Origin of the sequence: Leisingera sp. XS_AS12, assembly GCF_041224635.1 — a bacterium.
Taxonomy (GTDB): Bacteria; Pseudomonadota; Alphaproteobacteria; order Rhodobacterales; family Rhodobacteraceae; genus Leisingera.
Genome location: NZ_JBGFGM010000087.1, coordinates 119048 through 142473 on the forward strand (window position 1 = coordinate 119048; position 23426 = coordinate 142473).

Annotated in this window: 24 protein-coding genes; 14 read left to right on the forward strand and 10 right to left on the reverse strand. The window is 67.0% G+C overall.

Annotation, left to right across the window (positions count from 1 at the left end; translation table 11 throughout):
- The first annotated feature begins 9 nt into the window (after positions 1 to 9).
- From lgt to AB9K35_RS08960, 5 genes are all read left to right on the forward strand, one after another.
- Positions 10 to 909 (forward strand): prolipoprotein diacylglyceryl transferase, encoded by a 900-nt coding sequence (lgt, locus tag AB9K35_RS08940; RefSeq protein ID WP_369925439.1) that lies wholly within the window; start codon positions 10 to 12, stop codon positions 907 to 909.
- Positions 906 to 1973, forward strand: coding sequence for a class I SAM-dependent methyltransferase (locus AB9K35_RS08945; RefSeq protein WP_369925440.1), 1068 nt, complete (start codon positions 906 to 908; stop codon positions 1971 to 1973). Before lgt ends, AB9K35_RS08945 begins: the two co-directional genes overlap by 4 nt.
- Entirely contained in the window at positions 1970 to 2725 is a 756-nt protein-coding gene (gene pgeF, locus AB9K35_RS08950) for a peptidoglycan editing factor PgeF (RefSeq protein ID WP_369925442.1), read from the forward strand. The genes AB9K35_RS08945 and pgeF overlap by 4 nt, the downstream gene beginning before the upstream one ends.
- A gap of 290 nt (positions 2726 to 3015) precedes the next feature.
- Positions 3016 to 3144, forward strand: a complete 129-nt coding sequence (locus AB9K35_RS08955) for a hypothetical protein (RefSeq protein ID WP_369925444.1) — start codon at positions 3016 to 3018, stop codon at positions 3142 to 3144.
- A 261-nt stretch (positions 3145 to 3405) separates the two neighbouring features.
- Entirely contained in the window at positions 3406 to 4173 is a 768-nt protein-coding gene (locus AB9K35_RS08960) for a Hint domain-containing protein (RefSeq protein WP_222455106.1), read from the forward strand.
- A 59-nt stretch (positions 4174 to 4232) separates the two neighbouring features.
- Here AB9K35_RS08960 and AB9K35_RS08965 read toward each other — a convergent pair whose 3' ends face one another.
- Complete coding sequence (locus tag AB9K35_RS08965) at positions 4233 to 4733, reverse strand: Lrp/AsnC family transcriptional regulator (RefSeq protein ID WP_222455105.1); 501 nt, start codon at positions 4731 to 4733, stop codon at positions 4233 to 4235.
- Between the two features lie 245 nt (positions 4734 to 4978).
- Here AB9K35_RS08965 and trxB point away from each other — a divergent pair, with 245 nt between their 5' ends.
- The 5 genes from trxB (at position 4979) to AB9K35_RS08990 (ending at position 12193) form a co-directional block, all read left to right on the forward strand.
- Positions 4979 to 5923: a thioredoxin-disulfide reductase gene (trxB, locus tag AB9K35_RS08970; RefSeq protein WP_222455104.1), complete on the forward strand. Its 945-nt coding sequence runs from the start codon at positions 4979 to 4981 to the stop codon at positions 5921 to 5923.
- Positions 5924 to 6119: 196 nt separating this feature from the next.
- Complete coding sequence (locus tag AB9K35_RS08975) at positions 6120 to 7178, forward strand: Hint domain-containing protein (protein WP_369925447.1); 1059 nt, start codon at positions 6120 to 6122, stop codon at positions 7176 to 7178.
- 92 nt (positions 7179 to 7270) lie between these two features.
- Positions 7271 to 8947 carry an adenylate/guanylate cyclase domain-containing protein gene (locus tag AB9K35_RS08980; RefSeq protein ID WP_369925448.1) on the forward strand — a complete coding sequence of 559 codons (1677 nt, stop codon included), beginning with the start codon at positions 7271 to 7273 and terminating at the stop codon, positions 8945 to 8947.
- A gap of 229 nt (positions 8948 to 9176) precedes the next feature.
- Positions 9177 to 11252 carry a bifunctional sulfate adenylyltransferase/adenylylsulfate kinase gene (locus AB9K35_RS08985; protein WP_222455101.1) on the forward strand — a complete coding sequence of 692 codons (2076 nt, stop codon included), beginning with the start codon at positions 9177 to 9179 and terminating at the stop codon, positions 11250 to 11252.
- Positions 11253 to 11371: 119 nt separating this feature from the next.
- Positions 11372 to 12193, forward strand: coding sequence for a hypothetical protein (locus AB9K35_RS08990; RefSeq protein WP_369925450.1), 822 nt, complete (start codon positions 11372 to 11374; stop codon positions 12191 to 12193).
- A 25-nt stretch (positions 12194 to 12218) separates the two neighbouring features.
- Here AB9K35_RS08990 and AB9K35_RS08995 read toward each other — a convergent pair whose 3' ends face one another.
- The 4 genes from AB9K35_RS08995 to AB9K35_RS09010 all read right to left on the reverse strand — a co-directional run bounded on the left by AB9K35_RS08995 (position 12219) and on the right by AB9K35_RS09010 (position 14289).
- A complete protein-coding gene (locus AB9K35_RS08995) occupies positions 12219 to 12635 on the reverse strand; it encodes a VOC family protein (protein WP_369925452.1) in 417 nt (138 codons plus the stop codon).
- Complete coding sequence (locus tag AB9K35_RS09000; RefSeq protein ID WP_369925454.1) at positions 12632 to 13531, reverse strand: PhzF family phenazine biosynthesis protein; 900 nt, start codon at positions 13529 to 13531, stop codon at positions 12632 to 12634. Before AB9K35_RS09000 ends, AB9K35_RS08995 begins: the two co-directional genes overlap by 4 nt.
- Before the next feature lie 115 nt (positions 13532 to 13646).
- Entirely contained in the window at positions 13647 to 13871 is a 225-nt protein-coding gene (locus AB9K35_RS09005; RefSeq protein WP_222455097.1) for a DUF1150 family protein, read from the reverse strand.
- A 4-nt stretch (positions 13872 to 13875) separates the two neighbouring features.
- Positions 13876 to 14289 carry an Hsp20 family protein gene (locus AB9K35_RS09010; RefSeq protein ID WP_222455096.1) on the reverse strand — a complete coding sequence of 138 codons (414 nt, stop codon included), beginning with the start codon at positions 14287 to 14289 and terminating at the stop codon, positions 13876 to 13878.
- Between the two features lie 182 nt (positions 14290 to 14471).
- Here AB9K35_RS09010 and AB9K35_RS09015 point away from each other — a divergent pair, with 182 nt between their 5' ends.
- The 4 genes from AB9K35_RS09015 (at position 14472) to AB9K35_RS09030 (ending at position 18193) form a co-directional block, all read left to right on the forward strand.
- Positions 14472 to 14696 (forward strand): DUF465 domain-containing protein, encoded by a 225-nt coding sequence (locus AB9K35_RS09015; RefSeq protein WP_222455095.1) that lies wholly within the window; start codon positions 14472 to 14474, stop codon positions 14694 to 14696.
- Between the two features lie 424 nt (positions 14697 to 15120).
- Positions 15121 to 16404, forward strand: coding sequence for a uracil-xanthine permease family protein (locus AB9K35_RS09020; RefSeq protein WP_222455094.1), 1284 nt, complete (start codon positions 15121 to 15123; stop codon positions 16402 to 16404).
- A 231-nt stretch (positions 16405 to 16635) separates the two neighbouring features.
- Positions 16636 to 17124, forward strand: coding sequence for a 5-(carboxyamino)imidazole ribonucleotide mutase (gene purE / locus AB9K35_RS09025; protein WP_369925457.1), 489 nt, complete (start codon positions 16636 to 16638; stop codon positions 17122 to 17124).
- Entirely contained in the window at positions 17117 to 18193 is a 1077-nt protein-coding gene (locus AB9K35_RS09030; protein ID WP_369925459.1) for a 5-(carboxyamino)imidazole ribonucleotide synthase, read from the forward strand. The genes purE and AB9K35_RS09030 overlap by 8 nt, the downstream gene beginning before the upstream one ends.
- Before the next feature lie 144 nt (positions 18194 to 18337).
- Here the strand turns inward: AB9K35_RS09030 and AB9K35_RS09035 are convergent, their stop codons facing one another.
- The 5 genes from AB9K35_RS09035 to groES all read right to left on the reverse strand — a co-directional run bounded on the left by AB9K35_RS09035 (position 18338) and on the right by groES (position 23401).
- Positions 18338 to 19489 (reverse strand): alpha-D-ribose 1-methylphosphonate 5-triphosphate diphosphatase, encoded by a 1152-nt coding sequence (locus AB9K35_RS09035; protein ID WP_369925461.1) that lies wholly within the window; start codon positions 19487 to 19489, stop codon positions 18338 to 18340.
- Positions 19486 to 20265, reverse strand: a complete 780-nt coding sequence (locus tag AB9K35_RS09040; RefSeq protein WP_369925463.1) for an esterase/lipase family protein — start codon at positions 20263 to 20265, stop codon at positions 19486 to 19488. Before AB9K35_RS09040 ends, AB9K35_RS09035 begins: the two co-directional genes overlap by 4 nt.
- Positions 20266 to 20309: 44 nt before the next feature.
- Positions 20310 to 21182: a DMT family transporter gene (locus AB9K35_RS09045; protein WP_369925465.1), complete on the reverse strand. Its 873-nt coding sequence runs from the start codon at positions 21180 to 21182 to the stop codon at positions 20310 to 20312.
- 217 nt (positions 21183 to 21399) lie between these two features.
- Positions 21400 to 23049 (reverse strand): chaperonin GroEL, encoded by a 1650-nt coding sequence (groL, locus tag AB9K35_RS09050; protein WP_222455087.1) that lies wholly within the window; start codon positions 23047 to 23049, stop codon positions 21400 to 21402.
- A 64-nt stretch (positions 23050 to 23113) separates the two neighbouring features.
- Positions 23114 to 23401 (reverse strand): co-chaperone GroES, encoded by a 288-nt coding sequence (groES, locus tag AB9K35_RS09055; protein ID WP_222455086.1) that lies wholly within the window; start codon positions 23399 to 23401, stop codon positions 23114 to 23116.
- Between the last annotated feature and the right edge of the window lie 25 nt (positions 23402 to 23426).

Here is a 23426-nt window from a genome sequence, read left to right on the forward strand (position 1 = left end):
TCATCCCGCATGCAGGCCATGATCCCCTTCCCCGACCTCTCGCCCGAGATCTTCTCGATCTCCATCGGCTCCTTCGAGTTTGCCCTGCGCTGGTACGCGCTGGCCTATATCGTCGGGATCGTCATCGCCTGGCGGCTGGCCGTCGCGGCGCTGCGCCGTCCGGCCCTGTGGCCCGCGCAGCAGCCGCCGATGAAGCCCGAGCAGGTCGAGGACCTGCTGACCTGGATCATCCTCGGCGTCATCCTCGGCGGGCGGCTTGGCTCGGTGCTGTTCTACAACCCCGGCTATTACATGCAGAACCCGGTCGAGATCCTGCAGATCTGGAAGGGCGGCATGGCCTTTCACGGCGGGCTGATCGGCGTGGTGCTGGCGGCCTGGATCTATGCCGCGCGCCACAACATCCCCCGCCTGCAGATGGCCGATCTGGTGGCCCATGTGGTGGCCCCCGGCCTGCTGCTGGGGCGGCTGGCGAATTTCGTCAACGCCGAGCTCTGGGGCCGTCCCACCGAGCTGCCCTGGGGCGTCGCCTTCCCCGGCCAGATGGCGCAGGACTGCGGCCAGGCCCTGGGCGAGATCTGCGCCCGCCACCCCTCGCAACTCTATGAGGCCGCGCTGGAGGGGCTGCTGCTGGGCGCGCTGCTGCTCTACCTCGTGTGGCGCCGCAACGCCCTGCACGCGCCGGGCCGCGTCCTTGGCGTGTTTCTCGCAGGCTACGGGCTGGCCCGTTTCGCGGTGGAATTCGTGCGCCAGCCCGATGCCCAGTTCGTCACCCCCGGCAACCCGCTGGGACTGGCCTGGCACATTGATGGCGTCGGCCTCACCCAGGGGCAGGCGCTGTCGCTGCCGATGATTGCGCTTGGCCTCTTCTTCCTGATCCGCGCACGCCAGCCGCAGCAGAGCCCCGCATGAGCCTGACAGACCACCTCACCACCCGCATCCGGGCAGAGGGGCCGATCTCGGTCGCGGACTACATGTCCGACTGCCTGCTGCATCCGCGGTTCGGCTATTACACCACCCGCGACCCGCTGGGGGCGGCGGGGGATTTCACCACCGCGCCGGAAATCAGCCAGATGTTCGGCGAGCTCCTGGGCCTGGCGCTGGCGCAAAGCTGGCTGGACCAGGGCGCGCCCGCGCCCTTCACCCTGGCCGAGCTGGGACCGGGCCGCGGCACCCTGATGGCGGATCTCTTGCGCGCCACCCGCGGTGTGCCCGGCTTTCACGCAGCCATGCAGCCGCACCTGGTCGAGGCCTCCCCCGCCCTGCGCAAGGTGCAGGCAGAGACGCTGGCGGGCTTTGCGCCCCGGTGGCACGACCATGTCGAGACCCTGCCGGACCAGCCGCTGTTCCTGGTGGCCAATGAATTCTTCGATGCGCTGCCGATCCGCCAGTTCATCCGCAGCGGCGCGGGCTGGAGCGAACGGCGCATTGGCCTCAGCAACGGCACGCTGTCCTTCGGCCTTGCCCCCGCGACGCCGCAGCCTGCCCTGGCGCACCGGCTGGAAGACACCCGGGACGGCGACCTGGTGGAGATCTGCGAACCCGCCGCCCCGATTGCCGAGTCCCTCGCGACCCGAATCGCGACCCACGGCGGCGCGGCGCTGATCGTCGACTACGGCGACTGGCGCGCGCTCGGCGATACGTTGCAGGCGCTGCGCGCCCATGCTCCCGCCGACGTACTGACCACCCCGGGCGAGGCGGACCTGACCGCCCATGTGGATTTCGAAGCACTGGCATTGGCAGCAAAAACCGCAGGTTGCGCCCACAGCCGCCTCACCCCGCAGGGGGTGTTCCTCGAACGGCTCGGCATCACCGACCGCGCCCGCGCGCTGGCGGCGCCGCTGCAGGGCGCGGCGCTCGACAACCTGGTCGCCGCACATCGGCGGTTGACGCACCCGGCGGAAATGGGAAACCTGTTCAAAATTCTCGGCCTCTATCCGCCGCAGGCCGCCCCGCCGCCAGGATTGAACCCATGACGCTGGAAATTCTCACATCCGACCTGCTAGGCCCGACCCGCCACGGGTTCTTCACCCGTCGTGGCGGCGCCTCCTCCGGGGTGTTTCAGGGTTTGAACTGCGGTCTCGGCTCCTCTGACCAGCGCGAGGCGGTGCAGATCAACCGCGCCCGGGTCGCCGCCGCGATGGAGGTGCCGCCGGAAAACCTCTGCGCCGTGAACCAGGTCCACAGCGCCGACGTGCATGTGGTGACCGAGGCGTCAGACACCCGCCCGCGCGCCGATGCGATGGTCACCAACGTCCCCGGTCTTGCGCTGTCGATCCTGACCGCCGACTGCCAGCCAGTGCTGTTTGCCGACCCGGAAGCAGGCGTCATCGGCGCCGCCCACGCGGGCTGGCGCGGCACCCTCGACGGGGTGCTGGAGGCAACGCTGGACGCGATGGAAACCCTCGGTGCCCAGCGCGAGAAGACCGCCGCCGTGATCGGCCCCAGCATCTCGCAGCGCGCTTACGAGGTCGGCCCGGAATTCTTCGACGACTTCATGATGCAGGATGCGCGCTTTGCCCGCTTCTTCGCCAATGGCCGCGAGGGTCGCTACCAGTTCGATCTGCCGGGCCTTGGCCTGTACAAGCTGCGCGAGGCCGGCGTCGGCGCGGCCGAGTGGACCCGTCACTGCACCTACGCCGATCCGGCGCGGTTCTATTCCTTCCGCCGCGCCACCCACGCCAAGGAAGCCGACTACGGACGCCTGATCGCCTGCATCCGCCTGTGACGCGCATTTCCTAACGCCCGTTAACCATTGCAATTGTGGCAGAAGCCGCGCGCTTGCGCCGCAATTGCCGCGCCCGCGCCAGGCCGCGCCGTGGCGGAGCGCCGTTTTTCGCCAGCGACACAAACACTTGCAGCCCCGCGTCCCGTCGGCAGCACAAAGCGTCGCAAGCCCGGCAGCGCCGCTGAAAATGCCCCCGCCCGGTCATAATCACGGCGCAAAGATTACTCATAAAGAGATCAGAACACATGCAACCGCAGCCCTGTCGCTGCCGGGCCAAGGACAGAGCCGACATGAAGATGAACAGACGTTTCATTGCAGCGATCCTGCGCGCTGCCAAGGTCGAGGCCGCGACACCCCTGCCCTGGACCACCGCCGCGGTGGTACGGGCGCGACGGGCGGCCAGGCTGAAGACGGGTTAACGCCGGGGACGGGTGCCCCGGTGGCGACGCCTGTCGGTGCTTCTGGCACCCGCAGGGCCTGCCGCCACCGGGGCATCTGACCGGCGCTGAAACCCGAACGCGCTGTCGCGCGTATGGAAAGACACGTGGAAAGACACGGCGCCAGACCGTTCCCAGATCGGTCTGGTGGCACAAAGATTTGACAGAGTTGTTTTTACCCGTTCCGCGCATTCGGTGGGGGCCGATGCCGCGGATCAACCGCCAAGGAGAGTCCTGCGCGCCATGACCATTCCGCATTCCTTGCAAAAAGCCGCTGCCAACGCCACCGAGGCCACTGCCTTCCTGCAGGATCCGACCGCGCTGCGCGCCGCCGGCAAACCGCAGCTGCGTCGCTTCGAGGTCGCCTGCCTGCTGCCCGACGGTGGCATTGCCGAAACCCGCCACATCGCCCCGGCGATGCCGCTGTTCGAAGAGGCCTTTACCGCCTTTTCCCGCGGCTCGCAGGTGGAAACCACCGACGGGCCGATCGCGGTCGAGGACCTGCTGCCCGGCGACCGGCTGCTGACCCGCGACGGCGAGGCGCAGACGCTGCTGTGGATCGGGCACACCAGCCTGGTGCCCGGCCGTCCCGGCAGCCGGAAACGCAGCCACCCGCTGACCAGCTTCATGGCCGACAGCATGGGCTTGCAGCGCCCCAATTGCAGTCTGGTCGTCGGCCCCTCGGCGCGACTGCTGCGCGGCACCGCCGATGGCGGCACGCTGCTGACCCGCGCCACCGAATTCTGCGACGGCATGACGATCTTTGAAACCGCGCCACCGACGCCGGTCGACATGTACCATCTCTGCCTGGCGCGCCACGCAGTGATCACCGTGGGCGGGCTGGAGTTCGAGACCTACCACCCCGGCCCGGATGCGCTGAAACTGGCGAGCCACCCGATCAAGACACTGTTCCTGAACATGTTTGCCCATGCCGACAGCATCCGCGACTTCGGCCCTCTCGCCCATCGCCGCGCCGATCAGGGCAACCGCAGCGGCAGCCCGATCCTGTAACGCCCGCGCCCGACGTCACGCCCGGCCTTCGCGCCGGGCGGTCACGCGCCGCGCATCGCTCAGGCTTCGCGCGCCAGCCGCTCTTCCAGCACCTCGAAGGGCACCCCCGGCTCATCCTTGGCCCCCCGGATCACCAGCGATGTCTTGACGCTGGCCACATTCGGGGTGGTCAACAGCTCGCCGGTCAGGAAGCTCTGGAAGGTGGACAGGTCGGGCGAGACGCATTTCAGGATGAAATCCACCTCGCCGTTCAGCATGTGGCACTCGCGCACCAGCGGCCAGCCCCGGCATTTCTCCTCGAAGGCGCTCAGCTCCGCCTCGGCCTGGCTCTCGAGGCCAACCATGGCAAAGACCTGCACCTCGAACCCCAGCTCACGCGCGTTCACATCCGCGTGGTAGCCGTGGATCAGCCCGGCCTCCTCCAGCGCGCGCACCCGGCGCAGACAGGGCGGCGCGGAAATGCCGACACGCTTGGCCAGCTCCACGTTGGTCATTCGCCCATCTGCCTGAAGCTCCGACAGAATCTTGCGATCAATCGGATCAAGACGGGTTGTGACCATGGCTGAGGCTCCTATCAGGTTTTTCGTTTCTTATAGCACCGCCGCAGGGCTGCGCAATAATATTTCATTTGCGCGCAATAATCTTTGCCTTGCGAAGGTGCAAGCGGCAATCCCCCGCAGCGCGCCGTTTTTCCATCCCGCCACGGGACCGGCAGCAGAGGGGGGTTTAAGCCTGCGGAGGCGGGCGCTATATGCTTTTTCTGACGGCGGCAAGCCCGCCATGCTGCATTACGTGGGGAACACACATGAGCGAGACGCGCCACACCAAGGTCCTGATCATCGGCTCCGGGCCTGCGGGCTATACTGCGGGGGTCTATGCCGCCCGCGCCATGCTGGAACCGATCCTGGTTCAGGGGATCGAGCCCGGCGGCCAGCTGACCACCACCACCGAGGTCGAGAACTGGCCCGGCGACACCGAGGTGCAGGGTCCCGACCTGATGGTGCGGATGCAGGAACACGCCAAGGCAATGGGCACCGAGATCATCGGCGACATCATCACCTCGCTCGACACTTCTTCGCGCCCCTTCGTCGCCAAGGGCGACAGCGGCACCACCTACACCGCCGATGCTGTGATCCTCGCCACGGGCGCACGCGCCAAGTGGCTGGGGCTGCCGTCGGAAGAGAAGTTCAAGGGCTTCGGCGTCTCCGCCTGTGCCACCTGTGACGGTTTCTTCTACCGCGGCCAGGAGATCGTGGTGATCGGCGGCGGCAACACCGCCGTGGAAGAGGCGCTGTTCCTCACCAACTTCGCCTCCAAGGTGACCCTGATCCACCGTCGCGACGAGCTGCGCGCCGAGAAGATCCTGCAGGACCGCCTGCTGAAGAACCCCAAGATCGAGACCCTGTGGTTCCACACCCTCGAAGAGGTCGTCGGCACCGACAACCCGCTGGGGGTTGAGGGCGTGGTGGTCAAGAATGTGCAGACCGGCGAGCTGAAAGAGATCCCCTGCAAGGGCGTCTTTGTCGCCATCGGCCACGCGCCCGCGACCGAGCTGGTGAAGGACGTGCTGGAACTGCACAACGGCGGCTACGTCAAGGTGAAGCCCGGCACCACCGAGACCTCGATCCCCGGCATCTTTGCCGCGGGCGACCTGACCGACCACAAATACCGCCAGGCGGTGACCTCGGCCGGCATGGGCTGCATGGCCGCGCTGGACGCCGAACGCTTCCTCGCCGAACAGGAAGACTGACAGACCGGCTCCCCCCTGCCCTATTGCGGCCAAGGGGGGAGCCTGGATGCCCGGCCCGGCGCCGGTCGTTAAAATCCGAGGCACTTGTCGGGCATATTTCCGCCCGCCCCCCTCTGCCCGCCCCCTTGATTTAACCCCACCTTAGCAGCAGCTGCGGCACAAAGCTGGTCACCGATCACGTCTTGCCGGGGGCCCTATGGCCATTCGCACGCTCCGCGCCTATCCGGTCAGCGCCCTGACCGTCGACGCCAGCTCATCCCGGCTGGCGGCGCAAAGCCCCGTGCGCGGCAACGCGGACGTCCCCGATGGTACTGTTTTCGAATTCGACGCCAGCCAGCCCGCGCAGCAGATCCGCCTGTTCGACAGCGCCGGGCGCGCCAGCAGTTTCGAGGACGGGCTGACCGGCGGCCATCAGGTGATCGAGGGCGGCACGCTGGTGCCCGCTGGCAGCCGGGTGTCGGCACAGTCGCTGCTGCATCTGCAACAGGTGACCACCGAGGGCGCAGCCGCTGGCCCGGTCGTCACCGTCAGTCTCTACAGCCGTGACGGTGCCGGTGCCGACGCCCCTTGGGGCTTTGCGACCTCGGCGCCGCTATTGCACGGGGGCCGCTATGACAAGCTGACCGGCAGCAATTACGCCAACGGCGAACGGCCACGCTTCGTCCCCTGTTTCGTGACCGGCACCCGTATCGCCACGCACTCCGGCCTGCGCCCGGTCGAGCGGCTGCGGCCCGGCGACCTGGTGCTGACCCGCGACAACGGCTATCAGCCGCTCCTGTGGGTGGGGCTGCGGCAGGTCGGCGCCGACTGGATGCGCCAGTGCCCGCACCTGCAACCGGTGCGCATCGCCGCCGGTGCCTTTGGCCCCGGCTGCCCCGCACGGGACCTCTGGGTCTCGCCCCAGCACCGGCTGCTGCAAGATGGCGCCACGTGCCAGCTGCTGTTCGGCGAACCGGAGGCGCTGGCCGCCGCCAGCCACCTGTTGGCGCAGGACGGCATCGAGCGTCAGCCGGTGGCGGCAACCACCTATGTGCACCTGCTGTTTGCCCAGCACCAGCTGGTGCTGTCCGAAGGCCTGTGGAGCGAGAGCTTCCGGCCGGGCGCGCGGCTGCTGGCCGACGGTGGCGCCGCCACCCGACGGGAAATCCTCGAGCTATTCCCCGACCTCGCCCACAGCGCAGACCACGGCTACCCGCCCGCGCGCCTGTTGCTGAAGCCGCAGGAAAGCCAGCTTTTGCACGGGTCCTCCGGCTGACCCGCCATGCCAGCGCCGCATCCGCTCTGCCTTGACCACACCCGCCCCGCCCGGCACCCTGTGCGGTAACGACGGCGCGAAGGGGAACCGGCTTGGCAAGCGCACTCTGGCAGGGCAACTGGATCAGCCGCACCCGCATCGCTACCGGGTTGGTGCTGTTCACCTATGCCTTCTTTCACTTCATCAACATCGGCCTTGGGTTGCTGTCGCCGGTCTGGATGGCGCAGTTCCAGGACATCCGCCAACTGATCACCCACAGCCTGCTGGGCAGCGTGATCCTCTACGCCTCGCTGATCCTGCACGCGGGCCTGGCACTGTGGAGCCTCGCCCGGCGGCGCAATCTGCGGATGCCCCGCGGCACCGCGGTGCAGACCATCCTCGGGCTGCTGATCCCCCTCCAGCTGCTCAGCCATATTGTCTACACCCGCTATTCCCACGAGATCCACGACACCATCGACGCGATGCCCTATGTTATCGTGCTGATGTGGAACTCGCCCGAGGTCTGGCAGCAGACGGCACTGCTGCTGGCGGTCTGGATCCACGGCTGCATCGGCCTGCACTACTGGCTGCGCCTGACCCGCTGGTGGCGCCCCATGATCCCCTGGATGGCCGGACTGGCGGTGTTCATCCCCGGCTTTGCGCTGGCCGGGCTGCTGACCGAGGGACGCCGGATCTATGACCTCTTTGTCGAGGGCAGCCAGCGCGCCGAGCTGATGGCGGCGTTCAACTGGCCCAGCCGCGACGCCTTTGCGCAGCTGCTGCGCACCGAGACGCTCTGGCTCACCACCTTCTGGCTGCTGCTTGCCCTGACCGCCACCAGCTACCTGCTGCGCAAGATGATGCGGCGGCGGCAGGCGGTGCGGATCCGCTATGCCGACGGCCCCGAGATCCGCGCCGAACGCGGCTTGACCCTGCTGGAGATGTCGCGTGCCAACGGCATTGCCCATACCGCGCTATGCGGCGGCAAGGGCCGCTGCACCACCTGCCGGGTGGTCATCGACGACGGTGCCGAAGACCTGCCGCCCCCCGAGCCCACCGAGGCCCGCAGCCTCGCGCGGGTGAACGCCCCGGCCAACATGCGGCTGGCCTGCCAGATCCGCCCCGCGGCACCGCTCACGGTCAGCCGCGTGTTCCGCCCCGACGGCCGCCCCGGCCGCGCCCACGCCAGCCAGGGCAGCGAACAGCAGCTGGCCATCCTGTTCCTCGACATGCGCGGCTTCACCGCCCGCACCGAAGGCCAGCTGCCCTATGACGTGGTCTTCCTGCTGAACCGGTTCTTCGACGCCATCGTGCCCGCCATCACCGAGGCCGGTGGCACCGTCGACAAGTATCTCGGCGACGGCCTGCTGGCGGTGTTCAAGGCCCCCGGTGCCCAACCCTCGGCCGAGGCGGCGCTGGAGGCCGCCACCGCCATCGGCCTCGCCCTGCAACAGTTCAATGCGCAGCTCGCCGACGAGGGAGAGCCCGAAGTGCGCATCGGCATCGGTCTGCACCTGGGCGAGGTGGTGCTGGGCGAGATCGGCAGCGTCGGCCATGCGCCGAAAACCATCATCGGTGACAGCGTCAACACCGCCAGCCGTCTCGAAGCCCAGACCAAGCCACTGGCGGTGGAACTTCTGATCTCGGCGCAGCTGCTGAAGGCGGCCGGGTATACGCCCGAGCGCTTCGATCTGCGCCAGGTCGATCTGCGCGGCGTCAGTGATTCGCTTGCCGCCCTGCCGGTGCAGCAGGCCGCCGCCCTGCCCCGGATTCTGGCCGCCGCCCGATAAATTCGCGAAACTCTTTATCCAAAAACACGGCCCGCCCGGGCCGCCCACCCCACGCCCGTTCCGGCGAACCGTCGGAGCGTGGAACAATTTCCCAAAAAATCCGAAGCGCTGCGTTGCAGCGATGCAACGCGGCAGGAAATCGCCCAATGCGGGCAATTTCGACTTTGCAACAGCGGCATTCCATGCAAAGCGTTCAGCCGTGAACACACTTTGACAGAGCTGCCCACCCGTGCCGACCCTTGCCCCCCCACCGTCTCCGGAAGAGGAAGACCTGCTCTTTCGGCTGCTGCGCCAGCTGGACGCGGCGCCGGACGCCTCGCAGCGGGCCACCGCCGCCGCGCTGGGGATTTCGCTTGGTCGGCTCAACACGCAGCTGCGCGCCGCCGCCGAGGCCGGGCTGATCACCATCAGCAACCGCCCCGGCCCGGACAAGCGGCAGCGGTTTGCCTACACGCTGACCACCCGGGGCGCGACTGAAAAACTGCGGCTCACAGATCGTTTCCTCTCCCGCAAGCTCGCCGAATACAACGCGCTGCACGCGGAACTTACCGGCACCGCCAGCGGCCTGCCACCCATCAAGCACAGGACCCATCCAATGCAAAGCAACCTGGCTCCCATCCCTGAGCTCTATGTCTCCTACGAAAGCGCGCAGAAGCTGAAAGTCGAAGCGGCCGATCTGGTCAGCTGGGACCTGACCCCGCGCCAGATCTGCGACCTGGAACTGCTGATGAACGGCGGCTTCAACCCGCTGAAGGGCTTCCTGACCGAGGAAGACTATGACGGCGTGGTCGAAAACATGCGCCTGGCCGACGGCACCCTGTGGCCGATCCCGATCACCCTGGACGTGTCCGAAGACTTCGCCTCCAAGCTGGAAGCGGGCCAGGACATCGCCCTGCGCGACCAGGAAGGCGTGATCCTCGCAACCATGACCGTCACCGACAACTGGGTGCCGAACAAATCCCGCGAGGCTGAGAAGGTCTTTGGCGCCGATGACGACGCGCACCCGGCGGTGAACTACCTGCACAACACCGCAGGCAAGGTCTACCTGGGTGGCCCGGTGACCGGTATCCAGCAGCCGATCCACTATGACTTCCGCGGCCGCCGCGACACCCCGAACGAGCTGCGCGCGCATTTCCGCAAGCTGGGCTGGCGCAAGGTCGTGGCCTTCCAGACCCGCAACCCGCTGCACCGCGCCCACCAGGAGCTGACCTTCCGCGCCGCGCGCGAAGCCGAGGCCAACCTGCTGATCCACCCGGTTGTCGGCATGACCAAGCCGGGCGACGTCGACCACTTCACCCGTGTGCGCTGCTACGAAGCGGTGCTGGACAAATACCCGGCCGCCACCACCACCATGTCGCTGCTGAACCTGGCGATGCGCATGGCCGGCCCGCGCGAGGCGGTCTGGCACGGCCTGATCCGCGCCAACCACGGCTGCACCCACTTCATCGTCGGTCGCGACCACGCCGGCCCGGGCAAGAACTCCCAGGGCGAAGACTTCTACGGCCCCTATGACGCGCAGGAGCTGTTCCGCGCCCATGAAGAAGAAATCGGCCTCAAGATGGTCGACTTCAAGCACATGGTCTACGTGCAGGAACGAGCCCAGTACGAACCCGCCGACGAGATCGAGGACCGCGACAACGTCACCATCCTCAACATCTCCGGCACCGAACTGCGCCGCCGCCTGGCCGAAGGTCTGGAAATCCCGGAATGGTTCTCCTTCCCCGAGGTGGTGAAGGAACTGCGCCGCACCAAGCCGCCGCGCTCCAAGCAGGGCTTCACCGTGTTCTTCACCGGCTTCTCCGGCTCGGGCAAATCCACCATCGCCAACGCGCTGATGGTCAAGCTGATGGAAATGGGCGGCCGCCCGGTGACGCTGCTGGACGGCGACATCGTGCGCAAGAACCTGTCGAGCGAGCTGGGCTTCTCGAAAGAGCACCGTGACCTCAACATCCGCCGCATCGGTTACGTGGCCTCCGAGATCACCAAGAACGGCGGTATCGCCATCTGTGCGCCGATCGCGCCCTATGCCGCCACCCGCCGTGCCGTGCGCGAGGAGATCGAACAGTTCGGCGCCTTCGTCGAAGTGCATGTCGCCACCTCGATCGAGGAATGCGAACGCCGCGACCGCAAGGGCCTCTACAAGCTGGCCCGCGAAGGCAAGATCAAGGAGTTCACCGGCATCTCCGACCCCTACGACGTGCCGGAGAACCCGGAACTGCGCGTCGAGACCGAAGGCACCGACGTGGACAACTGCGCCCACCAGGTTCTGCTGAAGCTGGAAAGCATGGGCCTGATCTCGGGCTGAGCCTGACGGTACGACCCTGACACCACACCGCCCCGCCCCTTTGGGCGGGGCGGATTGCGACATGCCCCGACTTTCCTGTAAGGCTGCGCCGGACTGGCGGGCTATCGGGGAGACCAGGCGTGAAACTGGCGACGCTATGGATATCGGGACGGATCCACAACCTGGGCGCACTTTGCCTGTCGTCCTGGCTCGACCACGGTTTTGACGTCGACCTGTACCATCTCGGCCCGGTGGAAAACGTTCCCGCCGGCGTCCGGTTACGCCCGGCCGCGGAGGTCCTGCCCGCGGATCTGATCCCCCGCCTCAAACCGCTGCGCTACACCGAACGCGCCAACATCCAGAGCACCCTGTCCTATTCGGACCTGTTCCGGATGAAACTGATGGAGCTTGGCCGCGGCCTGTGGCTGGACTGCGACGTGCTGCTGTTCCGCCCGTTTGACATCGACCCAGGCAAACCGTTTTTCGCCTGGGAAGACCGGCACCGCATCGGCGCATCGGTGTTCTACCTGCCAGAAGATTGCGAGATGATCCGCGACTACAACCGGGTCTATGACCACCCCGACCTGATGCCGCACTGGCTGGGTTTTCGCAGGCGGGTGCTGAAGCCCGCGCTGTGGCGCCTGCAGGGCAAACCCTTCTCGCCGCGCGACCTGGGGATCACCATCTACGGCAACGACGCCTTCTCTCGCCTGATCAAGAAGCACAAGCTGACGCAATACGCCCTTGGCACCAAACCCTTTTATTGCTGGAACGGCAAGCAGACCACTCGCTTCTTCGACCCCACCGACAAGTGGCGCCTCGAGGACGACCCGGACATCACCGGGCTGCACGTGCACTGCAAGACGCGGCCCAACCATCGCCCCACCCCGGACAGCCTGTTCGGGCGCATGCTGAAGCGCCATGCCGACCGACTTCCCGCGGACATGACCTGGCAGAGCTGACGCTCCTTGCAGGTCGTCCGGCGGCTCACCCGTCGCGGCCGGGCTCTTCCGGGTTGCTGGAAAACAGCGCGATCTTGTTGCCCTGCGGGTCGCGCAGGTAGCCGACGTAGAAATCCGCGCTGTAGGCGTCACGGAACCCCGGCGCGCCATCACAGGTGCCGCCCGCCGCCAGCGCCGCCGCATGCAAGCTGCGCACCGCCTTTTGGCTGCCGGCTTCGAAGGCCACCATACAGCCGTTGCCCGCCGTCGCCGCGGCGCCGTCAAACGGTGGCTTCACGTAGAAATCGGGCGACACGGGTCGCTGTCCCGGTGCCACTGGCAGGCAGAAGCTCAGCCCCTCGGGCCCTTCCGTCAGACTGTAACCAAGCGCCGGCAGGAAGGCGGAGTAGAACCGCTTCGCCCGCGCCAGATCATCGGCGCCAACCGTGACATAGGCAATCATCGCCCCTGCGGCCCCGGGTCGGACGGCAGATCCACCGTGCCGCGCATCAGCACGAAGCCCTCTCCGGCCACCCGCACCCCTTCGATTGCATCCGGCGTGCCAACCCGCGCCACCCGGGCCTGGCCGGGACGGCCCAGCCCGTGCCCCTGCTCGGCGGTGAACGCGGCCTTGTCGATCAGCCCGTGTCGCCACAGGTAGGACGCCATCGCGCCGGTGGCCGAGCCAGTGAAGGGATCCTCCGGCGGGCTCGGCGGTGCCATCAGCAGGCGCGAGAAGGTGTCTCCCGCCGGTGTCGCACCCTCCAGCGTCACCAGGAACGGCTCCATCATGTCGATACCATCCGCGCCCAGCGCGCGGCCCAGCTCGGCCAGCGCCCCGAGGTCCAGCAGGGCCGCCTCCAGCGCCGCGCGATCGCGCAGCACCGTGATGCAGAACGGCAACCCGGTGGAGACCTTCTGCGGGCGTCCCACGATGGCCTCCACCGGCAGCGACACTGCCGCCGCCACCAGCGCGGGATCGGCAAAGGGGCCGAACTCGGGCGCTACCTGGGTCATCTCGATCAGGTCGCCGTCCAGCGTGACCGGCACCAGCCCGGCCCCAGTTTCCAGGGTGATCCGGTCGCCCTCGAACAGCCCACGATCGCGCAGCGCCGCCACCGTGGCGATGGTGGGATGGCCGGCAAAGGGAATTTCGCGGCTGGCGAGGAAATACCGCACCCGGACATCGGCGACCTGCGACGGGCCGGTAAACGTGCATTCCACCAGCGAGGTCTCGCGCACGTAGGCGGTGCAGACCGCCTCCGGCAGCTCCGCCCCGCCATGCACCACGGCGCAGCCATTGCCGCCAAAGGCCCGCGCCGAAAACGCATCCACCCAGTCGAAATCATACAGCGCCATTGCAAGCTCCCCCACGGCGGACATCAAAAAAGGCGGGCCTGCGCCCGCCTTTGGCATCATCTGTATCGCCCGCGGTCTGTCAACGGCCGAGGCCGCCGCGCCGCACGGGACGCTGTCAGTGGACCGCGACAGGTGTCAGGTCGTTCTGCCGCGCCAGCACATAGGCCATGCGCCGGTCGGTCACCAACGCCAGCTGGCCACCCTGCGAGTCATGGACCGCGTAGAGCCGCTGGCGTCCGGCCACGCTCTGCTGCACATCCTTGGGCAGATCCGTCACCGGCACTGCCTTGACGTAAACGGTCCGGCCGGAGCCCTGGCTGAAATCAAACGGTGTGTTCATTGCCTTACCCCTTTCTGATGTTGATCGTCTGAACCACGGTTTCGGGCCGTGCGCGGGTCAGATCCACATGCAGCAGCCCATTTTCCATCACCGCCTCACCGACTTCGACGCCATCGGCCAGCACGAACATGCGCTGGAACTGACGCGCTGCGATGCCGCGGTGCAAAAACACCCGCCCGTCGCTGTCGTCGCTTTGGCGGCCGCGGATCACCAGCTGGCGGTCCTCGACGGTAATAGCCAGATCCTCCTCCGCGAAACCGGCCACGGCCAGCGTGATGCGGTAGGAATGATCAGAGGTCTGTTCGATGTTGTAAGGGGGATAGCCTTCGTTGCCCGACTTCGCGGAGCGTTCCAGAAGGCGTTCCAGTTGCTCAAACCCCAGCATATGCGGGTAGGAGGCCAAGGTAAGTTTCGACACGTTCGTTCGTCCTTTATGCCAAAGCGACGGTAGGGTGCGGCCCCGATCCCGGCAGCCGCCTCAGAAAGGAATATGGGAAGTTCCATCTGGATTCACAAGACCATGTACGCATAGGTCTGGCGGAAAAGCGGTTAACGCCGTATGGTTTCCCAACTTCCTTCATCAGCTTACCTGAGTCGCCAATGAATGCACCCACAGATGTGTCGATGAAAACCGACGAGGTCCTGAAGGTTGAGCTGGAGGTTTTCCGCAGACAGCACCGGGATCTGGACGAGGCGATCACCGCGCTGGAAGAGCGCGGCACCAGCGACCAGCTGACGATCCGCCGCCTGAAGAAACAGAAGCTCATCCTCAAGGACAAGATCTCGCTGATCGAAGACCGGCTGACCCCGGACATCATCGCCTGACCGCTGCGCGGCGCCGCCATCCACCCGCTTTCGGCCCGCGCGATACCGGATGCACCCTGCAGCCCCTGCCCCGACTTGTGCAGTTTGACCCGCAAGGCCTGCGGGACCGGCCGCTGAGCGCCACCGCCCGAACCTTCCCGAGCCCCTCCCGCCCCCGCTGACAGGCAGCCAGCTGCCCGCCAGGGCGTTGGGCGTGGCAGCGCGCCTGCGGCGCGCTGCGCCAGCCTGCGCGTCACCCGCCGGAGCAGCCCGCAAACCACCACCTTCCGAAAAACCGAGGATGGTCAAACCGCGCGTTTCTTTCTAGAACCTCGAAAATTTTTGCTCACCCCGCTGCCCGGCAAGCTGCCGGGGGCGGCTCCTGAGACAAACCGCAACCACACGCAACGAACAACAAAGACAAGAACGGACGAGGAACTTGCCCATGACCGCCACGCGCGACCACGACCCGGTGCCCGACGTGCAGGACACCGACTACAAATTCTCCCCCAGACAGGCGCTGGCCGGCGCCCAGATGCTGTTCGTCGCCTTCGGCGCGCTGGTACTGGTGCCGCTGCTGACCGGGTTGAACCCCAGCGTGGCGCTGTTCACCGCGGGCCTTGGCACGCTGATCTTCCAGATCGTCACCCGCGGCCAGGTGCCGGTGTTCCTGGCCTCTTCCTTCGCCTTCATCGCGCCGATCATCTACGGCGTGCAGACCTGGGGCATTGCCGCCACCACCGGCGGCCTGGCCGCCGCGGGTCTTCTGTATGTGGCGCTCAGCTTTGCCATCCGCGCCTTCGGCAGCGGCTTCCTGCACCGGCTGCTGCCGCCGGTGGTGGTCGGCCCGGTCATCATGGTGATCGGCCTGTCGCTGGCGCCGGTGGCGGTCAACATGGCCACTGGCCTTGCCGGCGACACCCAGGTGATGCCGCGCAACACCGCGCTCGCCCTGGCCGCCATCTCGCTCGGCACCACCATGCTGACCGCGATCCTCGGCCGCGGCATCATGCGCATCGTGCCGATCCTTGCGGGCGTTGCCGCGGGCTACATCGCGGCGCTGGTGCTGGGCGCCGTGACCGGCACCAGCCTGATCGACACCTCCGCGCTGGACGCCGCGCCCTGGTTCGCGATCCCCGAGTTCGTCATGCCCGAGTTCAACCTCGCCGCCATCCTGTTCATCCTGCCGGTCGCCATCGCGCCCGCGATCGAGCATTTCGGCGACATCCTGGCGATCTCCAACGTGACCAAGCGTGACTACATGGAAAAGCCGGGCATCCAGAACACCATGCTGGGCGACGGGCTGGCCACCACCGCCGCCGGCCTGCTGGGCGGCCCGCCCAACACCACCTATTCCGAGGTCACCGGCGCCGTCACCCTGACCCGCGCCTTCAACCCGGCGATCATGACCTGGGCGGCGCTGATCGCGATCGCGCTGGCCTTCGTGGGCAAGCTGTCGGGGGCGCTGGCGACGATCCCGATGCCGGTGATGGGCGGCATCATGATCCTGCTGTTCGGCATGGTCACCGTGGTCGGCCTGTCGGTGCTGGCCAAGCTGGGCGACGCGCTGTCCGAGGCGCGCAACATGGTGATCATCTCCACCGTGCTGATCATCGGCCTCGGCGGGCTGACACTGGAATTCGGCGAAGGCTTCACCCTCGCAGGCATCGGCCTGTCTGGCGTCGCGGGCCTGCTGCTGAACCTGATCCTGCCCAAACAGCGGGACTGAGCCGCCAAGCGTCCCCGGCGCCGCGCGCCCCGCGCGGCGCCACGCCCAACCGCGGGGGCGGGGCAGCTTGCCTGCACCCCCACGCGGGCGGGAGCCTCCGCCCCCTGCGGCATAGCGGCCAAAGCCCGCAAAAGCGGGAAGATCCGGCGCTTTTCCAGCCGCTGCCGGATTGCGCAAAATCCAACTTTCCCTATAGTGCGCGCTCCACAAGCCGCGACAGGAGCCAAGCCGATGGCCGACATCAAAGTAGGCATCATCATGGGCAGCCAATCCGACTGGCCCACCATGAAGGAAGCCGCGAATATCCTCGATGAACTGGGCGTTGCCTATGAGGCAAAGATCGTCTCCGCCCACCGCACCCCGGACCGGCTGTGGAGCTACGGCAAGTCCGCAGCGGAGCGCGGGCTGCAGGTGATCATCGCAGGTGCCGGTGGTGCTGCCCACCTGCCTGGCATGGTCGCCTCGAAAACCCGGGTGCCGGTGGTCGGCGTGCCGGTGCAGACACGCGCCCTCTCCGGCGTCGACTCGCTCTGTTCCATCGTGCAGATGCCCAAGGGCTTCCCGGTGGCCACCATGGCGATCGGCGCGGCCGGCGCCGCCAACGCGGGCCTGATGGCCGCGGGCATCCTCGCCCTGCAGGACCCGGAGCTGGCGCAGCGTCTGGACAACTGGCGCGCGGCGCTCTCGGCCTCGATCCCGGAGGAGCCCGTCGATGACTGACATGCTCTCTCCCGGCGCCACCATCGGCATCCTCGGCGGCGGCCAGCTGGGCCGCATGCTCTCGGTCGCGGCCTCCCGCCTCGGCTTCAAGACCCATATCTTCGAGCCCGGCGCCAACCCGCCCGCAAGCCATGTCGCCGACCGGGTGACCACCGCAGGCTACGAGGACGCCGAGGCGCTCAAGGCCTTCGCCGCCTCGGTCGACGTCATCACCTATGAGTTCGAAAACATCCCGACCTCGGCGCTGGACCTGCTGGAATCGCAAAAGCCGATCCGCCCCGGCCGCGAGGCGCTGCGGATCAGCCAGGACCGGCTGACGGAAAAGACCTTCCTGCAGGATCTCGGCCTGCAGACGGCGCCCTTTGCCGACATCACCGATCAGGCCAGCCTCGATGCGGCCCTCGCCGAAATCGGCGCGCCCTCGATCCTGAAGACCCGCCGCTTCGGCTATGACGGCAAGGGCCAGGCCCGCATCAAGGCACCGGAAGACGCCGCCGACGCACTCGCCGCCATGGCCGGCGCACCCTCGATCCTCGAAGGCTTCGTCAATTTCAGCCACGAGGTCTCGGTGATCGCCGCCCGCGGCGTGAGCGGCGAGATCGCCTGTTTCGACCCGGGCGAGAACGTCCACCGCGACGGCATCCTGCACACCACCACCGTGCCCGCGCGCCTCAGCAAGGCGCAGCGCATGGATGCGGTGCTGATGGCGGGCAAGATCCTGAACGCGCTGGATTATGTCGGCGTTCTGGGGGTCGAGCTGTTCGTCACCCCGCAGGGTCTGATCGTCAACGAGATCGCACCGCGGGTGCACAACTCCGGCCACTGGACCCAGAACGGCTGCACCACCGACCAGTTCGAGCAGCACATCCGGGCCGTCGCCGGCTGGCCGCTGGGTGATGGCCAGCGCCATTCCGACGTGGTGATGGAAAACCTGATCGGCGATGACATCGACCGCATCCCGGAGCTGGCCCGCGAAGCCAACTGCGCGCTGCACCTCTACGGCAAGGCCGAGGCCAAGCCGGGGCGTAAGATGGCGCATGTGAACCGCGTGGTGAAGCCACAGGAGTAAGCCGGGACCCTGCCCCGGCCCGTGGGTTTCTCCCCACATCAGGACGGCGCACGCCCGCGCAGAGAAACGCATGTGAAAGCGGCCCCGCCGCTTTCACGCGCCGCAAAGAGGGCCATCCGGCCTGATGCGCGGCGCCGCCCCCCCTCAGCAGCCCATGAAACGGCCTGCCACCTCTCCTGACATATAGCTGACCCGCCCACCGGCAATCGTCGCAGCCACCCGCTGGGTCTGCTTGTCCAGCACCACGATATCGGCGCGCTTGCCCGCCTCCAGCGTGCCGCGGTCGTCAAGGCCCAGCAGCCGGGCCGGACCTTCCGAGACCAGCCGCCAGGCCGCGCCCAGATCCATCAGGCCCGTACGCTCCAGCATCAGGGCGGCGCGGCGCGGGCTGGGATAGTGGTAGTCCGAGGCCAGCGCGTCGCACAGCCCCATCGCGATCAGCTCCACCGCCGAGGCATTGCCCTTGTGCGAGCCGCCACGCACCACGTTGGGCGAGCCGAGAATGATGTGATCACCGCCGGCCCGCGCCGCCTCTGCCGCTTCCATGGTTTCGGGAAACTCCGAGATCCGCACGCCGCGCGCGCGCCACAGGCTGCGGTCCTCGGCATGGTGGTCGTCGTGGCTGCCCAGCCGCACCCCCATCTCCGACAACGCGGCGCAGAGGGTGTCCATGGCAGCCGGGATCTCGGCCCGCCGCGCGTGCATGTCCTTCAGCATCTGCCAGTGGACCTCCGGGTTGCGACCCGCCTTCAGCGCCTGGCCGGTGAGGCGCGGTGGCTTCTTGCCTGCCGCCAGCCGCTCGTGCGGCAGGTGGTCGTTGAACACCACATAGGGCACCTGCCAGTCCGCGATGCGGGCGGGCAGCGCGGCGTAGTCATCCAGCATGTGGATCTCCAGCCGCAGCTGCGGCATCAGATCGGTGACAAGCTCGCCGCGCACCGCCTTGATGCCCTCGAACACCTGTGCGGCGAACTCCGGCCCGCGCAGGCCACCCTCCCAGGAGTAGAACTGCGCCAGCACCGCGGTGGTGATGCCATTGGCGGCCAGTTCCGCCTCGGCCGCCACCACGCCTTCCGCCATCTGCTTCATGGCGCCGCGACGCGGGGCCAGGTGGCGTTCGAACCCGTCGCCATGGGCATCGATGATGCCCGGCAGCACCAGGTAGCCCGAAAGGTCCACCGCCCGTCCGGCGGTTTCCTCCACCACCACGCCACCGGCGATGGCGATTTCGCCGCCGCGCTGCAGCCCCTGGGGGCGCAAAACATCGCCGCCCTGCATGGTCAGTTCCAGGCTCATCCCTCGCCCTCTTCTTCGCAGCCGCCATTCAACTGGCAGGCCTCCGTGATAATTTCCTGCACCGCGTCCAGCCAGCCCAGATCAGGGTCAAAGCGGCCGGTCTCGATGAAATGCAGCGCCTGCGCCATCACCTGCGGATTGTTCATCATGTAGGTGTGGGTGACCGGCAGCGTCAGATGCGCGCGCATGCCTGCGACCCTAGTGCTCTCGACCGAGACCTTGCCGTCGTCCGGGCCGGGAATGAGGTTCGAGAACAAGGGGTTCAGCGACTCACTACCGGCGATGACCCCCAGCTCGAACGTCACCGGCGGCAGCTTTCTGGGCAGGCTGTCCGCGCCGGTGCCCAGCTGCAGCCCGGCGGGGCCGTTCAGCAGGCCGAAGACCTCCCAGCCGCCCAACTCATCCACCAGCTCGCTGCCCTGGTTGGGCGGCCCCATCATCACCACCCGGCCGAGGTTTTGCGGATGGCCCTCCTGCAGCCAGTAGCGCAGCAGGATGCCGCCCATGGAATGGCTGACCACATGCGTGGTCTGACGGCCGCAGGCGGCAAAGGCCGGGGGCAGCGTCGCTTCCGCCAGGTCCTCTATCGGCGCATCGGTCGAGTCATAGCCGGGGCGCACCACCTCATAACCGCGCGAGCGCAGCACCTCCTCCATCACCGCAAAAGACGTCTCGGAGCGCGCCAGCCCGTGCAGCAGGATCACGCAGTCGGCGGCGGCAGGCAGCGGCAGCAGCGCCGCGGCGGCAAGGCACAGGGGTTTCAGCACAAATGTCATCCGTTGCAGATAGGCGCATTCCTCGAGCGGGAAAAGCCCCTGCCTCACTCTGCCGCGGCAGGGCGCGCCCTCGGCCCCCGCAGCACCACCAGGGCGATGCCGCCCAGCACGGCGATGGTGCCGAAGACCAGCCGCAAGCCGATCGCCTCCCCCAGCAGCGCCGCACCGGCGAGGATGGCGATCACCGGCACGCTCAGCTGCACGGTGGCGGCCACCGCGGGCGCCAGTTGCGGCAGCACCCGGTACCACAGTGCATATCCCATGCCGGAGGTCACCGCGCCGGACAGCACCGCCAGGAGGATGCCATGGGCGCTGACAACCGTGCCGCCGCCCGCCAGCAGCAGCACCGGCAGCATCATCAGGCTGGACCAGGCGAAATTCACCGCCGTCGCCGCCAGCGGCTGCTGCGCGCCGCGCCCCAACAGGCTGTAGATCCCCCAGCCCAGCCCGCTGGCCGCCATCAGCAGCGAGGCCGTCAGCGGCACGCCCGCGCCCTCCTCGGGCCAGACCACATAGGCGAGACCGCCAAAGGCCAGCACCGCGCCCGCGGCCTGCAAGCCAGTGACCGGATTGCCACGCAGCGCGCCCCAGAGGAACATCGACACCTGCACCACCCCGAACAGCACCAGCGCCCCGAGCCCGGCATCAAGATGCTGATAGGCAAGGGTAAACCCCGCCATATAGAGCGTCAGCGCCGCCCCGCCCCACAGCGATGCGGGGCGCAGGATCCGCTCCCGGCTCCAAGGCTGCAACCCGCGCGCGGCACACAGGACCGCCAGCATCAGCGCGCCCGACACCAGCCGCCACAGGCCAAAGCCGGTGGCATCCATATGCCCGCCCGCGATGGCAGCACGGCCGAGGATGGAATTGGCGGCAAAGGCCAGCATGGTGAGACAGACGAGAAGAAACAGGCGCATGCAGCAGGGCTACCCCGGCGGCAAACCGAGGGCCAGTGAAATTTCCGTGGCGCGGGCGGCATCGAGGCCCGGCCGCTTCATCTTTCCAGAAATACTCGCGCCGCAGGCAAACCCGCAAGGCGGGCTTTCTGCCCCCTTAAAGCTGTCTGCCCCTTTAAAACGGAAAGGGGCTGCCCTTGCAGGCAGCCCCAAAGTCATCCGGTTGGATGGCTGATGCTTACATCATGCCGCCCATGCCGCCCATGCCGCCCATGTCGGGCATGCCGCCGGCTGCCGCGCCTTCTTTGGCGGGCTTGTCGGCAACCATGGCTTCGGTGGTGATCAGCAGGCCAGCAACCGATGCCGCGTCTTCCAGAGCGGTACGGGTCACTTTCGCCGGGTCGATCACGCCGAAGGAGAACATGTCGCCATATTCACCGGTCTGTGCGTTGTAACCGAAGGAAGTGTCGGAAGATTCGCGGATCTTGCCGGCAACCACGGCACCGTCAACACCGGCGTTCTCGGCGATCTGGCGCAGCGGCGCTTCGATGGCCTTGCGAACGATGTTGATACCTGCGTTCTGATCGGCGTTGGCGCCTTCCAGACCTTCCAGAGCCTTGCCGGCCTGAACCAGGGCAACACCACCACCCACGATGACGCCTTCCTGAACGGCTGCGCGGGTCGCGTTCAGCGCATCGTCCACACGGTCCTTGCGCTCTTTCACTTCCACTTCGGTCATGCCGCCGACGCGGATCACGGCAACACCGCCTGCCAGTTTGGCAACGCGCTCTTGCAGCTTCTCACGGTCGTAGTCGGAGGTGGTCTCTTCGATCTGGGTACGGATCTGGGCAACGCGTGCTTCGATCTCGGCCTTCTCGCCAGCACCGTCGACGATGGTGGTTTCGTCTTTGGTGATTTCGACTTTCTTGGCGGTGCCCAGCATGTCCATGGTGACATTCTCGAGCTTCATGCCCAGATCTTCGGAGATGACCTGGCCGCCGGTCAGGATCGCGATGTCCTGCAGCATGGCCTTGCGGCGGTCGCCGAAGCCCGGTGCCTTGACGGCTGCGATTTTCAGGCCGCCGCGCAGCTTGTTGACAACCAGGGTTGCCAGCGCTTCGCCTTCGACGTCCTCAGCGATGATCAGCAGCGGCTTCTGCGACTGGATCACCTGCTCCAGCAGCGGAACCATCGGCTGCAGGGAGGACAGTTTCTTCTCGTGCAGCAGGATCATGCAGTCTTCGAGTTCTGCAACCATCTTGTCTGCGTTGGTGACGAAGTAGGGCGACAGGTAGCCGCGGTCGAACTGCATGCCCTCGACCACGTCGGTCTCGGTTTCCATGCCTTTGTTCTCTTCGACGGTGATGACGCCTTCGTTGCCGACTTTCTGCATCGCGTCGGCGATCTGGCGGCCGATTTCAGCTTCGCCGTTGGCGGAGATGGTGCCAACCTGCGCAACTTCGTCGGAGTCTTTCACTTCGCGGGCCATTTCCTTCAGGCTCTCGACGACCTTGGAGGTGGCGAGGTCGATGCCGCGCTTCAGATCCATCGGGTTCAGGCCGGCAGCAACCTGTTTCAGGCCTTCCTTGACGATGGCCTGGGCCAGAACGGTTGCGGTGGTGGTACCGTCACCGGCTTCGTCGTTGGTGCGGGAAGCAACTTCCTTCACCATCTGGGCGCCCATGTTCTCGAACTTGTCTTCCAGTTCGATTTCCTTCGCCACGGACACGCCGTCCTTGGTGATGCGCGGTGCGCCGAAGGATTTGTCCAGAACCACGTTGCGGCCTTTGGGGCCCAGGGTCACCTTCACGGCATCAGCCAGAATGTTGACGCCTTTGAGCATGCGGTTGCGGGCATCGGTGTCGAATTTGACGTCCTTAGCAGCCATTGTTCACTCTCCTAGAGAATTTCTGTGTGTTTCAGCGAGATCGGGATCAGAGAAGCCGGAGGGCTTACTCGATGATGCCCATGATGTCGCTTTCCTTCATCATCAGCAGCTCTTCGCCGTCGACGGTGACTTCGGTGCCGGACCACTTGCCGAACAGGATTTTGTCACCCGGCTTGACGGCCATGGCGATCAGCTCGCCGCTGTCTTTACGCGCGCCCTCACCGGTTGCGACGACCTGGCCTTCGCTCGGCTTTTCCTTGGCGGAATCAGGGATGATCAGGCCGCCTGCGGTTTTTTCTTCGCTCTCGGTGCGACGCACCAGGACGCGGTCATGAAGCGGTTTCAATGCCATCTTTGCAGCTCCTTAAAGGCTCAAA

Bases quoted from the DNA above. Each gene is read 5' to 3' on its own strand.
- AB9K35_RS09035 (WP_369925461.1), bottom strand. From the start codon at position 19,489: ATGAGCCTGGAACTGACCATGCAGGGCGGCGATGTTTTGCGCCCCCAG.
- pgeF (WP_369925442.1), top strand. From the start codon at position 1,970: ATGACGCTGGAAATTCTCACATCCGACCTGCTAGGCCCGACCCGCCAC.
- AB9K35_RS09040 (WP_369925463.1), bottom strand. From the start codon at position 20,265: ATGACATTTGTGCTGAAACCCCTGTGCCTTGCCGCCGCGGCGCTGCTG.
- AB9K35_RS08995 (WP_369925452.1), bottom strand. From the start codon at position 12,635: ATGATTGCCTATGTCACGGTTGGCGCCGATGATCTGGCGCGGGCGAAG.
- AB9K35_RS09045 (WP_369925465.1), bottom strand. From the start codon at position 21,182: ATGCGCCTGTTTCTTCTCGTCTGTCTCACCATGCTGGCCTTTGCCGCC.
- AB9K35_RS09030 (WP_369925459.1), top strand. From the start codon at position 17,117: ATGACTGACATGCTCTCTCCCGGCGCCACCATCGGCATCCTCGGCGGC.
- groES (WP_222455086.1), bottom strand. From the start codon at position 23,401: ATGGCATTGAAACCGCTTCATGACCGCGTCCTGGTGCGTCGCACCGAG.
- trxB (WP_222455104.1), top strand. From the start codon at position 4,979: ATGAGCGAGACGCGCCACACCAAGGTCCTGATCATCGGCTCCGGGCCT.
- AB9K35_RS08975 (WP_369925447.1), top strand. From the start codon at position 6,120: ATGGCCATTCGCACGCTCCGCGCCTATCCGGTCAGCGCCCTGACCGTC.
- AB9K35_RS08960 (WP_222455106.1), top strand. From the start codon at position 3,406: ATGACCATTCCGCATTCCTTGCAAAAAGCCGCTGCCAACGCCACCGAG.
- AB9K35_RS08945 (WP_369925440.1), top strand. From the start codon at position 906: ATGAGCCTGACAGACCACCTCACCACCCGCATCCGGGCAGAGGGGCCG.
- groL (WP_222455087.1), bottom strand. From the start codon at position 23,049: ATGGCTGCTAAGGACGTCAAATTCGACACCGATGCCCGCAACCGCATG.
- lgt (WP_369925439.1), top strand. From the start codon at position 10: ATGCAGGCCATGATCCCCTTCCCCGACCTCTCGCCCGAGATCTTCTCG.
- AB9K35_RS08965 (WP_222455105.1), bottom strand. From the start codon at position 4,733: ATGGTCACAACCCGTCTTGATCCGATTGATCGCAAGATTCTGTCGGAG.
- AB9K35_RS09015 (WP_222455095.1), top strand. From the start codon at position 14,472: ATGAATGCACCCACAGATGTGTCGATGAAAACCGACGAGGTCCTGAAG.
- AB9K35_RS08955 (WP_369925444.1), top strand. From the start codon at position 3,016: ATGAAGATGAACAGACGTTTCATTGCAGCGATCCTGCGCGCTGCCAAG.
- AB9K35_RS09020 (WP_222455094.1), top strand. From the start codon at position 15,121: ATGACCGCCACGCGCGACCACGACCCGGTGCCCGACGTGCAGGACACC.
- AB9K35_RS09000 (WP_369925454.1), bottom strand. From the start codon at position 13,531: ATGGCGCTGTATGATTTCGACTGGGTGGATGCGTTTTCGGCGCGGGCC.
- purE (WP_369925457.1), top strand. From the start codon at position 16,636: ATGGCCGACATCAAAGTAGGCATCATCATGGGCAGCCAATCCGACTGG.
- AB9K35_RS09005 (WP_222455097.1), bottom strand. From the start codon at position 13,871: ATGAACACACCGTTTGATTTCAGCCAGGGCTCCGGCCGGACCGTTTAC.